The sequence below is a fragment of the Daejeonella oryzae DSM 19973 genome, assembly GCF_000422945.1.
GTDB lineage: Bacteria > Bacteroidota > Bacteroidia > Sphingobacteriales > Sphingobacteriaceae > Daejeonella > Daejeonella oryzae.
Genome location: NZ_AUHA01000002.1, coordinates 53,069 through 68,324, shown reverse-complemented (window position 1 = coordinate 68,324; position 15,256 = coordinate 53,069). Strand labels below are relative to the sequence as shown.

The following is a 15,256-nucleotide window of genomic DNA, read 5'->3' as shown; positions in this document are numbered from 1 at the left end:
GCTTTTATAAGGATCTCTTATTCCACATTCTCCTGCCAGCTTTTATGATAATTTTCATCTTCTATGCTGATTGCATAATCTGTCAGCATCAAAGGCTTAAAAGGATCTATCATAACGGCTAATTCTTCAGTCCGTTCTTTACCTATTGATTTTTCTACCGTACCCGGATGCGGTCCATGCGGAATCCCGCCGGGATGCAAGGTGATTTGACCTTTCACCACACTTTTCCGGCTCATAAAGTCGCCGTCAACGTAGTACAATACCTCATCGCTGTCTACATTGCTGTGATTGTAAGGTGCAGGAATTGCTTCCGGATGGTAATCATATTTACGGGGAACGAAGGAGCAGATCACAAAGTTATGACCCTCTAAAGTTTGATGTACCGGAGGCGGCTGATGAACTCTTCCTGTTATGGGCTCAAAATCATGGATTGAAAAAGCCCAGGGATAATGAAAACCATCCCAGCCGATAAAATCAAATGGATGAGTGCCATATGTATACGGATAAATTATACCCTGCTTTTTTATGAGTACTTTAAAATTCCCGAATTCATCAATTGTTTCCAGATCTGTTGGTCGTTTAATATCACGTTCGCAAAATGGCGAATGTTCCATTAATTGTCCCCATTCGTTTCTGTAACGCTTGGGAGTGCGGATAGGGCTGAAACTTTCTGTGATAAAAAGCCTGTTTTTCTCAGTATCAAATTCCATTTGATAAATTGTGCCCCGGGGAATTACCAGGTAGTCGCCATATGCGAAACGGATTTTTCCAAAGCCTGTTTTCAATGTCCCCGTTCCTTCATGAATAAAAATCACTTCATCTGCCTGGCTGTTCTTGTAAAAATAATCAGTCATAGATTTACGTGGGGCAGCCAGCGATATATGGAGATCTGCATTTACCAATACAGGTTTACGGCTTTCGAGATAATCATCTTCTGGCTGAATGTTAAAACCTATAAGACTGGTGTGGCGAAGATGTTTTTCCCTTGCAATTTTTGGTTCCACCGAATACGGCTCGCCCAGAGATTTTACTATTGTGGGAGGATGGGTATGGTAAACCAGTGAATATAAACTGGAAAAACCTTCTGTAGATACCAGTTCCTCGGCATACAATTCGCCATTGGGTTTACGAAAAACCGTATGTCGCTTATGCGGAATGGTACCTAATGTATGATATATAGGCATAAAACTAGTTTAATGAATTTGTAAAATCATTCATAAAATTAACGATAAAATATTTGATAAGGTGTTTTAGACTATCGTCCGGAAGGTAATGCAGGAAAAAGAATATTGGGCGAAAACAATCTTAGAAAGCATGGCATATCTGAAAGCTGCCAATGCATTCGCTGAAATTATATATTGAAGATGATAATTTGATTGGTTCATTATGCCATGCTAAGGTATACTTTTTATTGAAATTAGGTCGGGTTTTACACCCGATTTTAATTTTGTAAATGGGATTGAAATCCTATTAAAAGATTTTCAATATACAGGCGGCGGGTTAGCTAAGCTTTATTTTTTTCTTAGTTTTGAAAAAGATATTTACTTAATTAACCCATATGAAATTAGTTTCCTATAAAACAGAAGACCGTGAACATTTAGGTATCTCGGTTAACGGGCATATTTTTAACCTCAATTCATGCGATAAATTGATTCCTGATGCTATGAATGAATTTCTGACCGGTGGTGAGGAACTGATGGAAAGGGCAAAGAAAGTAAATGAAGAAATTTTGTCAGGAAAGCTGGAAGCAAAGGAAGAAATATTTTTCGAACTGTTAGCCCCTGTACCTCATCCAACATCTTGTCGTGATGGATATGCTTTTCGTCAGCATGTGGCTTCTGCCCGCCGCAACCGTAAAGTAGATATGATTCCAGAATTCGACCAATATCCAATCTTTTATTTTACTAATCATAATGCTATACAAGGGCCCGGCGATATAGAATGTATGCCGGATCATTTTCAGAAACTTGATTTTGAGCTGGAAGCCGCAGTAGTTATAGGTAAAAAAGGACGCAATATTAAAGCTTCAGAAGCCGACCAATACATTGCAGGATATATGATCATGAATGATATGAGTGCCCGTGCTCTGCAAATGGAAGAAATGGTTTTAAATCTGGGCCCTGCAAAAGGTAAAGATTTTTCTACCGTTATTGGTCCGTGGTTGGTTACACCTGATGAACTTGAGCCTTATAAAGTTGCTGCAAAGGAAGGTCATGTTGGAAACCGCTACGATCTTAAAATGAAATGCTGGGTAAACGGAATTGAAGTTTCTTCCGGCTCGGTAGGAGATATGGACTGGACTTTTGCTGAAATAATTGAACGCTGCGCTTATGGTGTAGATATTTTACCGGGTGATGTTATAGGTTCTGGTACGGTAGGTACGGGTTGCTTTTTAGAATTAAACGGAACCGGATTGTTAAATGATCCCAACTTTAAACCACAGTGGCTTCAGCCGGGTGACGTTGTAGAAATGGAAATTACCGGATTAGGTCACTTAAGTAATACTATTAGAAAATCAGAGAGTGATTTTTCAATAATGGCCCTGAAGAAAAATTAATCATTTATCCATATAAATTACCATCGTCAGGATTCCGGGCCTCTTTACAGGATATATTATGATAAGTTTTTTTGAAAGAAAATGCTGTCAATAATATATTCTGTATTAATTCCGGGGGAGATATTACATTGACAAAACCGGAAAGCCAGTTAGTTCATCAATGTCCAATTAGGAAAAATTACATTCATGCTTAGCCTTAAAATTTCTGACCTTAGCACTGCCGAGTTGCAAAATTATTTGCAATATGCCATTGCTCCACGTCCCATCTGTTTTGCTTCCACTATTGATAAATCCGGAAATGTAAATCTGAGTCCTTTCAGTTTTTTCAATATGTTTAGTACCAATCCTCCGGTTTGTATTTTTTCTCCCGCAAGGAGAGTTCGTGATAATACAACAAAACATACTCTTGAAAATGTACTGGAAGTGCCGGAATGCGTGATCAATATTGTAAATTATGATATGGTTCAGCAAACATCACTGGCAAGTGTGGAATACTCAAAAGGGATTAATGAATTTCAAAAAGCAGGTTTTACTGAATTAAAGTCAGAACTGGTTAAACCACCGCGTGTGGCCGAGGCACCGGTTCAGTTTGAATGTGTAGTGAATGATGTTATTTCTCTTGGGAAAAATGCGGGAGCCGGAAATTTGATACTGGCTGAAATTAAATTGATCCATATTAATGAAGAAATTTTGGATGCCGATGGTAAAATAAATCAGGAAAAAATTGATCTGGTGGCCCGCTTGGGAGGCGATTGGTATTGCCGAGTAACCAAAGAGAATTTGTTTAAGGTTGCAAAGCCCGTAAGAACAATTGGCATTGGTGTTGATTCCCTTCCGGAGAACATCAGATATTCTAAAATACTCACCGGCAATAATCTGGGTCAGTTGGGAAATGTTGAACATTTACCTTCCCTGCAGGAAATTGAAGAATGTAATAAGAATCCGCAAGTGCATGATTTTTTAAAAGGTCTTGTTGAGAATTCTCCAGATCGGGAGTTAAAGCTTCATTCTTTTGCCAAAGATTTTTTGGAAAAAGGAGATGTTCAAACTGCATGGAGTATTCTAATGAGTTAAATTCAAGCCTGAAAAAAGATTGTTATTTAGTTCTCTTCTTTCCAGGTTTTCTTAACTATGGTGTGAATTACCGTATCCAAATCATTGGCAGTTATTTCCAGATAGTCAATAATCTCTGCATTAAATTTCGAGTTTAAATTCTCTCTATCGAATAATTTTACAAGTCCTAATATACTGGCAACCGGTTTTCTAAATTCATGAGAGCTGATTTGGGCAATTTCACGCAGTCTTGTGTTTTGTTCAGTGATCTCAATCTGCGCATTTTTTTGTTCAGTTACATCTTTAATGGCAACCAGTCTGTATTTGCCTCCATTAATTTCAAAATAGTTAGAAATCACTTCAACAATCACAATGGTTTTATCCTTTTTGATGTATTTCCATTCGCTGGTAAAAGTATAATCCTCATGAAAGGCTTTCGAATTCAACTGCTTCCTCAAGCGGGCGTGTTCTTCTTCAACCCGGATAGAAAATAAATCGAGTGATAAAAATTCTTCCCGTGTATATCCGTATAATGCAAGTGCCGCATCATTCACCATAGAAAATTTTCCGGCTCCAAGATCATAAGTCCACATTGGAGTGGGATTACTTGAGAATAACATTTTATAGTTTTCTTCCGACTGACGCAGTTCTTCGGTGTTTTTTCTGCGCTCCGTAATATCCTGCATTGCTCCAACCATTCGTATGGCCTGCTTATTAGAATCTCGGATTACATAGCCTTTATCCAGTATGGTTGCATAGGTTCCATCTATCTTTTTAAATCTATATTCTTCGCTCCATTTAATTTTTTCAGGATTATTAACAACTTCCTCCAGGCTGTTTATAATTCGCTGCCGGTCCTTGGGATGTATGTTAAATTCCCAATTTTTAGAAATTTCATTTTCTACACCGATGTCATGATTGAAAAATTTTTCAAATCCTTTTCCTCGGTAAAGCTGTTTTGAAACCATATCCCAATCCCAAATGGTATCATTGGTTGCGGCTATAGTGTATTTATACCGCTCATTACTAACTTCAATTTCTTTTTGGTTTTTATCGTTTTCCAAGAGCAATTGTAAAATAGTACTAACTCTTTCAAACGCTTTTACCTCCAAATCAGAAGGGGCTTTTATCGCCGAATGATATACGCCAAATGTTGCTATCACTTTTCCATCTGAGGTAATAATCGGGAAAGACCAGCAGGATTTTAATCCTAAAGGAATTACTATATGTTTATAGTTTTGCCAGCAGGGATTATTTTCTATATCGTCAGCAATAATTTCTTTTTTTAGAAATGCTGCAGTTCCACAAGAGCCGGAATCAGGGCCTATTTCTAACCCGTTTATCAGGTCTATATATTCCTGAGGAAGAGAGGGTGAGGAAAGATGATAAACTTTTTTGCCTTCGGGGTCAAGTTTTAATACAGAGCAAATCATTCCGGGATAAATATTCTCTATGCCTTTTAATAAATGATCTACTGCTTCTTTTAAATTGAACCTGGAGAAAATGTTCATTTCAAGAACCTCCTTTTCCAGGGCAAGAGTTAGCTCTTTATTTCTTAATTCAGTAATATCTCTAAAAATAACGGTAAGAGAATTATCGTATGGATACGCATTAACCTCAAACCACCTGTTTAATACGGGATTAAACTCCTGAAAATTTACACTTACATTTTGCTCGTAAGCACGTTTGTATTCTCTATAAAATTTAAGATTAACAGCTTCCGGAAAAATGTCGAAGTAATCAGCGTTTATAAATTTATCAGCTGGTATTCTAAGTATTTTCTGTGCTGCAGGATTGAAAAAAGTAATTTTCCAGTCTTTACTAATTATGAACAAGCCATCTGTGAAATTCTCAAGTACATTATCTAAGCGGCCAGAAATTTGCTTTTTTTCATCTTCAAATTCTTTTTTGCTTGTTATATCTTTTGAATTGACTACAATTCCGTTTACAGCCGGGTCATTAAGTAAATTGGTAACTACGGTTTCAAGCCAGCGCCAGTTGCCATCAGAATCTAAAAACCTGTAGGGCTTTAATTCTATTTTATAATGATCTTTAATGGTCTCAAATTCCTTTAAGAGATAGTCAATACTTTCGGGATGTATAAATTCGAATGCATTTTTACCAATGTAGAATTCAGGATCATTCCCTAAAATATGACTAACCGAAGGACTGACGTATTTGTATTCTCCTTCCACAGTCAGAATTCCCAAAAGATCAGAGCCGTTTTGTACTAAAACTTTAAACCGCCTTTCATTGATGTTTTCAGGTTCGGTCAAATTTTTATTAGGAATTTTTGCTTGATTTTGTTCAATAACTGAACTTTTTTCGGACCCGGATAATCTCCAGCTCAGAATGATTTGTCCGTTTGGATTTTTAACTGCAAAACACTCAGCCTTTTTATATGTGTTATCAGCGCAAAATATGCTGGTTAAAAAACTGAACTGTTTTTCTGGGTGAGCAGTATTAATCCGATTTAGTACAGGATAGTAATCTTCAGAAAGAAGGAGGTAGTTTAACGCATTACAGGGCAGCTCTGCCGCTGTAAAACCTACAATCTCTTTAAATTTTTGATTAACCTCTAGAACACATGCATCTGCATTCATAACGCAGATCATATCCTGTGAAAGGTTAAATAATAACTTAAATTCACCGGAAATTCCGCTTGAAATCACATTTTTTGTCTCCAATTTATTCTCCCCAATTAATTGGAACAATTACAATAATAGCAAGTACCTCTTACGCAGTAATTATAGTAATAGTTATTGTATTTTATCTGCTTAATATTTAAAAATTTTACAAACCTAAGCTTTGTTTTAATTTGCCATACCCAGTTTTACTTACAGGTACTTTCAAACCCGATTTTAAAATGGCGATGTGATTTTCTTTTTCGTATGGGTCGATTCGGGTTATTTCCTGGATGCGAATCATGTGAGAGCGGTGTACTCTGATAAATTCTCCCGGATCAAGCATCTGCTCAAAATAGGCCATGGTTTTATTTTTAAGAAAAGAACCTTCTGAAGTATGAATTTTTACATAGTCATCATCGGCTTCTAAATACAGAATATCTTTAACCGGAATGATTTTGATTTTGGTGCCGGTTTTAACAACAACCCTTTCATTTTTAGGAGAAGCAGAGGGCAGATTTTCCAGCAGTTGACGGGTGTTCTGAGCAGTTTCTGTGTTTTGATGCTGTTCAATCCATTTACTCATTGCCTTGTCAAATCGTTGCTTGCTAAAGGGCTTTAAAAGATAATCCACCGCATGTTCTTCAAATGCTCTTATGGCGTATTCATCAAATGCAGTTGTAAAAATAACGGCTGGCGGTTCATCAATCAGTTCGAGCATTTCAAAGCCATTTATTTTGGGCATTTGAATATCTAAAAAAATCAAATCGGGCTGATGCTGAGCGATGGCTTTTACACCTTCAAAACCATCGTTGCATTCCTGTAAAAGTTCTACCTGAGGATAGGAAGCCAGATAATCTTTAATAACCATTCTTGCCAAAGGTTCATCGTCTATTATAATTACTCGCATGTGGATTTTTATTGTGGAATTTTTACTGTGGTAGTAAATATATGGCTATCAGAGTTTGTTTCCAACAAATCGGTATAACCAAATAATAAATGTAATCTTCTTTTAACGCCGCTTAAACCAAAGCCGGTTCCATGATTAGGCCGGCTGGTTTCCGGATCAAACGGATTTTGAACACTTACGTGAAGCTGATTCTGAACACAGCTTGCAATTATTTTGATGCTGACAATTCCGGTGGTGTCATATAAACCAAATTTAATTGCATTTTCTACAATTGGCTGTAAAAGCATCGGCGGAATCAGCATTTTGCTACAAGCTTCATCTGCAATGATTTCTGTTGTTAAACGATGCCCGAAACGAACCATTTCAATTTCCAGATACAATTGTAAGTGCTCCAGTTCCTCTGCCAGACTAACCGGCTGCTGATCTTCCTTTTTTAACGTTCCTCTTAAAAAATCTGAAAGCTGATGAATCATCTTTCGGGCTTCATCAGGCCTGCTACCAATTAAAGCTGTTATAGAATTTAAGCTGTTAAACAGAAAGTGCGGCTGAAGTTGTTGTCTTAGATTATATAATTCTGCATCCCGGGCAAGTTTCTCAGATTCGGCTTTACGTTGCTCCATTTCTTTCTGATCCATTTGAGTATATAGAAAAACTCTGATCAGGGCCATCAGGCAGATAATCAACAAGCCAACTGAAAATCTTACGGGCAAAGATTTATACATGAAAACTCTGTAAGACGGATCTTCTGTAAGCAAATAATTAAGCAGGTAATGTGAAATAAACAGCCAGACTGCTGAAATTAAAATACACCAGATTAAGATATAGACATATTTGTTTCGCTGCGGGAGATAGTATTTGAGAGTATTGGTTACCAGAAGACTTGCAGTGAAAAGCAGAAGGATGCTGATTATGCTATCAAACGCAGCAACCCGCATGCTGAACCCGAACCAGATTAAAATTAAAAACTGGAACAGACTAAAAATACAGGCCACAACATATATTGATAATATGCTGATTAATTTATGAATGTTAATGTTTGTCAAAACCTGCTAATTAAGATGGAATAATATTACAATTTGCTTATCTGTTATTTTGATACCTGAAACTTAATTAAAAGCTTCTGATATCAATTCCTCCGAAAATTGAAACTCCTTCTATAATTAATACTTTGTCGGGATTGGCAGCTGTTTGAACCGGACGCTTATCCTCGATGCCACCAAATATGGCTGCCATCTCTGAGTGAATAGTCCAGTTGGCAGGAAGAATGATTTTGGTGCCACCAAAAACTTGTACAACTTCCAGTCTGATTGTTCCGTTAATATCTGCCTGCGTTAAATTGATTTCAGAACCGCCAAAAATATTTACAATATCTCCTCCTTTAAAATTTTTGGACGTGATATTTTTTTTAACACCACCAAATATAGAAACTGCATCTAAACGCTCCTGGAAAGAATTCTGGTTTTTATTATCAAATTGATAATCGGCAGAATCTGAAAGAGGGTCAGACTGATCTACCCGCTTATCCCAGGCATCAGAATCTTTACCGTAATATTTTGAAGGTTTCAGAATAATCCATAAACCGATTCCGATTATAGCAACAGGCCAGATAAAGCGGTCAGAATCGCCGGGTAAAATTTTGTGTGCAAGTAAAATAGTTCCTAAAATTATGAGGATTTGAGGCGCAGGTCTGCGGAATCCTTTGCGGAGGCCGATAATTGTTCCGATTCCGATTAAAACAACGGGAAAGCTAAATATCCATCCCGGAAAGAACATCAGATTAAAGCTCTTTAATAAAAGTAAACAGCCAATTCCTAATAATATAAGTCCGACGATCATTGTGCCGGATTTTTTGTCTGCGTTTTTAAAGTTGTGCATCATGTTCTAAAATTTTAATCTAAACTAAATGTATAAACTGTAAGTACCAACATGCTTTAGGCAATATGCAACAAGTTCTCGGTAAACGACACGAAAAAAACGGTGAAATTTTTATATGATCGCAATCAATTTAAATTTAAAAGAATGTTAGCTGATTAAATGAGGGTTTGAAAGGTGCTTGTTAGAGTTTTACTTAATTTTATCAGAGGAATATAAACATTTTTGAAACTTTGCGTAACATCTGGATAACAGTTTCCGTTATAAAGAGCATATAAAATACGCTTAAATCCGAAGGGCGTGATGGTATTTTGATAGATTAATTCAGGAAATATCCATATTTAATTTTTGTTCCGATACTTTATTTTAAGCACATGAAGATGGACCTGCTGTATGTAAATTCAGCAGGTTTTTTTTATGAGATTTTAATCGATTTGCTGGTATTTAAGATCCTTAATATTGGGGATAGTTCAACGTAGTTATCAGGATATTTTATAAAATTAGATTCACTTATTCGCAGAGATATTAAGTTTTAAGTATTCTGCAGCAGATTCACCGGGTTTATTCGTATCGTATAATTTAAATCCCCGGCTGATAAGAAGTTTTTTTGATACCGAGTTGGCGGGATCTATCACCCCAATAATTTCTTTTACATGCTTAAATTTGAAAGAATAATTGATGAAGTGGTCTGCAATTTCCGAAGCAAATCCTTGTCCCCAGAATTCAGGCAACAGCGAATAACCTATCTCCAGTTGATTATTTTTAAGATTGATTAGTTTGGCTAATCCGATAAAGGACTGATCTGAAATTTTTCTTACAGAAAAAAAACCAAGTTCCGGATTTTCACGGTTGGTTTCAATCATTTTTGCAAAACGTTCTTCCGATTCTGCTAAGCTTAATGCTTTACCGGTAATAAATTTCATCACTTCGTATTCACCTGATAATTTTATGTAATATTCAAATTGATATACAGTAAATTGTTCAAATAGTAAACGCTCAGATTGTGTTTTTTTCATGAGATTATCCTTAGAAATATTTTAAGGGGCTTAAAGTATTTTACAAAGATATATTCTGCGATATTAGAAATAGAAACTGGTAAATCATTGTATATATATGGTTCATATTTTTTCTATTCTATTAGAACAAAAAATACAAAGTGCATTTGGTATCATCTTTGTAAACCTTATTTTAATCTTGCAGATATTCATCTTTTAATAATAATGAGCTTGGTATTTAAACATCCCTAATCAATATAAAAAATGAAAAAATACGTTCTAATAAGCTTTTTTACTGTATCCTCTATTTTTATAAATAGCTGTGCTGTAAATCCTGTTACGGGTAAAAAGCAAGTTGTTTTAATGTCCGAGGCTCAGGAAATTGCAATGGGTAAAGATGCAGATCCGCAGATTGTAGCCCAATATGGTTTGTATGAGGACAAAGCACTTCAAAGTTTTATTACCGAAGAAGGCAAAAAAATGGCAGCTATTTCTCATCGTCCAAATTTGGCGTATGAATTTAAAATTGTTGATTCTGATGTATTAAACGCATTTGCAGTACCCGGCGGATATGTTTACTTCACCAGAGGAATTATGGCAAGTTTTAATAATGAAGCTGAATTTGCAGGAGTATTAGGACATGAAATTGGACATATTACCGCACGTCATTCAGTTGCCCAGCAAAGAAATGTTCTTCTTAGCCAGATTGGCTTAATTGCCGGAATGATCATCGCTCCGGATTTTGCCCAGTTCGCTGAGCAGGCTTCTCAGGGACTTGGATTATTATTCCTGAAATTTGGTCGTGATGCCGAACGTGAAGCAGATCAATTGGGCGTTGAATATTCATCTAAAATTGGATTTGATGCACAGCAAATGGCAGGTTTCTTTTCTACTCTGGAGAGACAATCAGCAGCTAGCGGAAATGAGGGTCTTCCAAACTTTCTGTCTACGCACCCAAATCCCGGAGACCGTAATGTTGCAGTAAGTAAAGCCGCTACAGAATGGAAACAGAAGTTGAATCTAACCAATGCACAGATTAACAGAAATACGTATCTAAAAAGAATAGATGGAATTGTTTATGGTGAAGATCCAAAACAAGGTTTTGTAGAAAGCAATGTGTTTTATCACCCTGTTCTTAAATTTCAATTTCCTATTCCAACTAATTGGGCATATCAAAATACACCACAGCGTTTTCAAATGGCCCCTAAAGATGGTAAAGCCATGATGATGTTAACTTTAGCTCCAGGTAAAACTTTGCAGGAAGCCGCCAGCGGAGTTTTACAACAGTATAATTTACAGGCTTTAGAATCAAAGCAAATTACGGTTAATGGTTTAAATGCCATTGCAATGGTGGCCGATGTAAAAGCAGAGCAGGCTCAGCAGCAGCAACAGCAATCCCAACAGGTGGTTAGAACTTTATCTTACGTTATTCATTACGGCGATTTAAATTATTTGATGATTGGTGTAACAGGGTCTAATGACTTTAATAATTATGCTCCGTTGTTTACCAATGCAATGCAAAATTTTAAAGTGTTAACAGATGCAGCAAAATTGAACAAAAAGCCTGAAAGAGTTAGATTGAAAACAGTTAGTCAGGCGCAGAGCTTGCAACAAATTTTGAAATTTTATAAAACAGAAGATAAGCGTTTGAATGAATTAGCAATTCTAAATGGAATGAAATTGACAGACAGTGTTGCAGCCGGAACTTTAATAAAAGTTATCGGAGAGTAATTTTAAATTTATCAAATTACTATTATTGATTAAGGAATGCTGAAATAAATCAGCATTCCTTATTTTTTTATATATCAGTTAACCGGCAATCCATTTCAGTAAATTAGCTGAAACTTATTGAAATGTTTCGCCACCGGGGAAAAAGCAGATCTTACCTACATAATTTAAGATTAGCTTCTATGCTTTCTTTTATTGCCGGAATAGTCAATGTTACAGGAGTTCTTGCGGTTAACACTTTAACTACAAATGTTACAGGTCATTTTGGATATTTTGCCGAAGAATTGGTAAACAAGAATTATGAAACGGCTCTGATCTTTTTGATATTTATTTTGTTTTTCCTTCTTGGCGCATTTGTTTCTAATTTTCTGATTGAAATAGTTTCAAGATCTAAGCCTCAAATTTCGCATTCGGGACCCATGATGATTGAAATTTTAATTTTGATCTTTTTGGGATTATTTGGATATCAATCCTCTTTTTCTACGTTTGAAGGCCAAATCATAGCTTGTGCTTTATTGTTTTCTATGGGAATCCAAAATTCTTTAGTCACACAGGTTTCACAGGCTACAGTTCGAACAACTCATTTAACCGGACTTTTTACAGATTTAGGAATTGAGTTATCACAATTATTCTTTTATCGAAAACTTGCTGAAATCAAAAAATTAAAGAGAAGTATCTATTTAAGACTAATTATCATATTTTTCTTTTTCACGGGTTGCGTATTGGGTGGATTCATGTTTAAAGCCATTGGCTTAAAAACACTTTGGTTTGCCTCCTTTTTCTTAATAATAGCTCTGATCTATGATAATCTACGATATCGCTTTTATCTGTTTAAAAGAAAGCTGATGTCAAGAAGTTAGACAAATTTAACCTGAATTTTTAGGTAATGAATATGTGAAAAATCAGTACTATTTATAGCAATAATTTTCTCATATAAATCTAATTTCATTTTAAAGCTCAGTAGACCTTGAGGCAAGGTATAATGGAATATAGCTCAATGATCTGTAAATGACCATTTGCAGATTTTCTTCTAATTGTCAATCAGGCGATTATTCTACACAATAAATTATCAGTTTGTTATAAATAGATATTAGTGATAATTTTAATGTGAAATATTTAAACTTATCTGTATGAAGAATAGTAGCATCATTATTTTTATCGGATTTGGAGCAAGTGTATTTTTAATGTCGCAGTGCGCTGACAAAGGGAATAAAGACCCTGTCGCCGTAGCTGAATCCGAAAAGCCGCTTTATCAGGGTTTTGAAAGCAAAGAAAAATTGGGGGAACATCTCGTTTTAATAGCTGGATGTCATGATTGCCATACTCCTAAAAAGATGTCTGCTAATGGCCCTGAACTTGATTTTTCTTTAGCTCTATCGGGGCATCCTTCCCAAATGCCAGCGCCAAATGTGGATCGGCGAGATATGGAGAATAAGGGGCTTGTGGTTACCCAAACTTTAACTTCCTGGGTTGGCCCATGGGGTGTATCTTATGCAGCTAATCTAACACCAGATTCTACCGGTATCGGAATGTGGAAGGAAGAGAACTTTCTAACTGCTATCAGGAAAGGGAAATTTAAAGGTTTAGAAACAGGCCGCACGCTTTTACCACCAATGCCCTGGCAAATGTATCAGAATATGACGGATGAAGAATTGTCTGCTATTTTCGCGTATCTAAAATCAATTAAACCCATTAAAAATGTAGTGCCGCAGCCAAATATGCCGGTTTTGGCCCGAAAATAATTTATAATACAATAAAATTTAAGGCAATTGGTAGTACAAGGATTTTACCGATACTTTCAAATTTCATTTCTTTTAACCAGTAAATACCAGTCTTTTTCCAAAGCGAGATATCCGTATTCATAACAAAATATATACATCAGACCCTTTTGAGTTTCATAAATGTGCGTATGAAATCCGAAATTAAACCCTGCTTGAAGCAATTTGCTTTTTAATAGTTTCGTTTTACCATCCGGGTTTAATTTCTCCAGAATTTTTCTGTTATTTTTTAAAATTGAATTGATGAAATTCACAATGTCTGGATTTTTACTCTTCAACCGATTATTGTAATTACTGCGGCATTGATCATCGCAAAATTTCTTATCAATACGGCCTCTCACAGGTTTTTCACAATCAAGACATTGTTTTTCCATAGGTAATGATTTACTGCTGCAACATAAATCTAAAGAATATATCTCAAAAAGTTTATAGTCGTATTCAAACGTATATATCCGAGTATACACGGATAAACTCCGAATAAACTACTCAGAGCGCTGCAACTTTGGTTTGTCGTAGTAATTATTCAATTTATTTAAACCCTAATTTTTAAGCCGATGAGTACTTTAAAAAACAGTGTCCGTTTGATGGGATTTGCAGGAAATAATCCCGAAGTAAAAATTGTAGCAGAGAACAAAAAAGTTGTCCGCCTGAATATAGCCACCAATGAAAATTACCGCAATTCCAGCGGAGAAAAAATTGAGCAAACGCAATGGCATTCGCTGGTTTTTTGGGGAAAACAAGCAGAAATCGCTGAGAAATTTATTCAAAAGGGGAAAGAAATTTCTGTAGAAGGAAAGCTAACCTCACATAGTTATACTGCAAAAGATGGCCAGAAAAAATATGTGACGGAAGTATTGGTCAATGAAATTATCCTTCTGTCTGAGAAAAAATAATATAATTTAATCAGCGTTTTTAAATCAATAAAGACGCTGATTAAATTATCAGTTATATAACAGATGTTAATTTTTTACCAATCCAGTCAATAAGTGTATTTCATTTCCACAAATTAGAATTATGCCATCCTCGGTAATTTCTAAATTCAGCTACGATCAGGATTCAAAATCCTTAATTGTTACATATGTTTCGGGATTGGTATACCGGTACAAAGCTGTTCCTTTAGATATTTTTAATGATTTTAAATCTGCGGAATCTAAAGGCAGATACCTCAATTTCCACATTAAAGGGAAGTTTAGTTATGAAAAGTTAGCATAAAGAAATGCAGTGCTAAAATTCTAATTTATCTAATTAAAATCTTTAAAGCTATTTCGGTTTAAAATCTGCGGACTTGCATGATCTCCTTCTTTAAACCTAAAATCTACAGCTGCAATGTCAGGTAATTCAGTTAACGCAAAAGTTGCTTCTGCAAGATAAATACGGGCGCCTTCAGAACCTATCTGCTGAGTTAGATATGCCGCATCATCAATTTTAACAATAGCTTTATTTGCCGCAATTTCTACCAGCTCAAGTTTTATTAAAGGATATTTTAAATTAAGCGCATCGATCAGATCTGTAGCGGTTAAATTAGTACTGATTGCTAATGGATTTTTTTTAATTTCCATCAATTGTGTACTGTCATTCAAAACAGCCACCCAGGGCAAATCCAGCTGCTTCACTTCATTTTTAGGAATATTCGAATTCAATGATGTAGTATCGGCCGTTTTACTATTTTCTTTCCTGTCGCTTTGACAAGATGAAAACGCAGCGAGAAGAACGAGTATAATCAGCGAATTTTTCATAAT

15 protein-coding genes are annotated in these 15,256 nt (G+C 35.8%); 7 read left to right on the top strand and 8 right to left on the bottom strand.

Annotation, left to right across the window (positions count from 1 at the left end; genetic code table 11):
• Window positions 1-17 precede the first annotated feature (17 nt).
• A complete protein-coding gene (locus G521_RS0100375) occupies window positions 18-1,184 on the bottom strand; it encodes a homogentisate 1,2-dioxygenase (protein ID WP_026896741.1) in 1,167 nt (388 codons plus the stop codon).
• 374 nt (window positions 1,185-1,558) lie between these two features.
• Here G521_RS0100375 and G521_RS0100365 point away from each other — a divergent pair, with 374 nt between their 5' ends.
• The gene (locus G521_RS0100365; protein WP_026896740.1) at window positions 1,559-2,557 is read left to right on the top strand and encodes a fumarylacetoacetate hydrolase family protein; all 999 of its coding nucleotides are present in this window, start codon (window positions 1,559-1,561) and stop codon (window positions 2,555-2,557) included.
• A 186-nt stretch (window positions 2,558-2,743) separates the two neighbouring features.
• Window positions 2,744-3,631, top strand: coding sequence for a flavin reductase family protein (locus G521_RS0100360; protein WP_026896739.1), 888 nt, complete (start codon window positions 2,744-2,746; stop codon window positions 3,629-3,631).
• A 26-nt stretch (window positions 3,632-3,657) separates the two neighbouring features.
• On the opposite strand, the gene G521_RS0100355 is transcribed toward G521_RS0100360, so the two are convergent.
• The 5 genes from G521_RS0100355 to G521_RS0100330 all read right to left on the bottom strand — a co-directional run bounded on the left by G521_RS0100355 (window position 3,658) and on the right by G521_RS0100330 (window position 10,032).
• Window positions 3,658-6,297 (bottom strand): PAS domain S-box protein, encoded by a 2,640-nt coding sequence (locus G521_RS0100355; RefSeq protein ID WP_155975620.1) that lies wholly within the window; start codon window positions 6,295-6,297, stop codon window positions 3,658-3,660.
• Between the two features lie 106 nt (window positions 6,298-6,403).
• Entirely contained in the window at window positions 6,404-7,144 is a 741-nt protein-coding gene (locus G521_RS0100350; RefSeq protein WP_036677933.1) for a LytR/AlgR family response regulator transcription factor, read from the bottom strand.
• An 8-nt stretch (window positions 7,145-7,152) separates the two neighbouring features.
• Window positions 7,153-8,187: a sensor histidine kinase gene (locus G521_RS0100345; protein ID WP_245580811.1), complete on the bottom strand. Its 1,035-nt coding sequence runs from the start codon at window positions 8,185-8,187 to the stop codon at window positions 7,153-7,155.
• A 67-nt stretch (window positions 8,188-8,254) separates the two neighbouring features.
• A complete protein-coding gene (locus G521_RS0100340; protein WP_051189323.1) occupies window positions 8,255-9,022 on the bottom strand; it encodes a LiaF transmembrane domain-containing protein in 768 nt (255 codons plus the stop codon).
• Window positions 9,023-9,522: 500 nt separating this feature from the next.
• Window positions 9,523-10,032, bottom strand: a complete 510-nt coding sequence (locus tag G521_RS0100330; protein WP_026896734.1) for a GNAT family N-acetyltransferase — start codon at window positions 10,030-10,032, stop codon at window positions 9,523-9,525.
• Between the two features lie 243 nt (window positions 10,033-10,275).
• Here G521_RS0100330 and G521_RS0100325 point away from each other — a divergent pair, with 243 nt between their 5' ends.
• The 3 genes from G521_RS0100325 to G521_RS0100315 all read left to right on the top strand — a co-directional run bounded on the left by G521_RS0100325 (window position 10,276) and on the right by G521_RS0100315 (window position 13,481).
• Window positions 10,276-11,742, top strand: a complete 1,467-nt coding sequence (locus tag G521_RS0100325) for a M48 family metalloprotease (RefSeq protein ID WP_026896733.1) — start codon at window positions 10,276-10,278, stop codon at window positions 11,740-11,742.
• Between the two features lie 179 nt (window positions 11,743-11,921).
• Window positions 11,922-12,599, top strand: coding sequence for a YoaK family protein (locus G521_RS0100320; RefSeq protein WP_245580810.1), 678 nt, complete (start codon window positions 11,922-11,924; stop codon window positions 12,597-12,599).
• A 270-nt stretch (window positions 12,600-12,869) separates the two neighbouring features.
• Window positions 12,870-13,481 carry a c-type cytochrome gene (locus G521_RS0100315; protein ID WP_026896731.1) on the top strand — a complete coding sequence of 204 codons (612 nt, stop codon included), beginning with the start codon at window positions 12,870-12,872 and terminating at the stop codon, window positions 13,479-13,481.
• 56 nt (window positions 13,482-13,537) lie between these two features.
• Here G521_RS0100315 and G521_RS0100310 read toward each other — a convergent pair whose 3' ends face one another.
• A complete protein-coding gene (locus G521_RS0100310; protein WP_026896730.1) occupies window positions 13,538-13,891 on the bottom strand; it encodes a hypothetical protein in 354 nt (117 codons plus the stop codon).
• Window positions 13,892-14,071: 180 nt separating this feature from the next.
• Between G521_RS0100310 and G521_RS0100305 the strand changes: the two genes are divergently transcribed.
• Both G521_RS0100305 and G521_RS0100300 read left to right on the top strand, forming a co-directional pair.
• The gene (locus G521_RS0100305; protein WP_026896729.1) at window positions 14,072-14,410 is read left to right on the top strand and encodes a single-stranded DNA-binding protein; all 339 of its coding nucleotides are present in this window, start codon (window positions 14,072-14,074) and stop codon (window positions 14,408-14,410) included.
• 121 nt (window positions 14,411-14,531) lie between these two features.
• Complete coding sequence (locus G521_RS0100300) at window positions 14,532-14,729, top strand: KTSC domain-containing protein (protein WP_026896728.1); 198 nt, start codon at window positions 14,532-14,534, stop codon at window positions 14,727-14,729.
• Window positions 14,730-14,758: 29 nt separating this feature from the next.
• Here the strand turns inward: G521_RS0100300 and G521_RS0100295 are convergent, their stop codons facing one another.
• Window positions 14,759-15,253 carry a hypothetical protein gene (locus tag G521_RS0100295; protein WP_026896727.1) on the bottom strand — a complete coding sequence of 165 codons (495 nt, stop codon included), beginning with the start codon at window positions 15,251-15,253 and terminating at the stop codon, window positions 14,759-14,761.
• Window positions 15,254-15,256 lie beyond the last annotated feature (3 nt).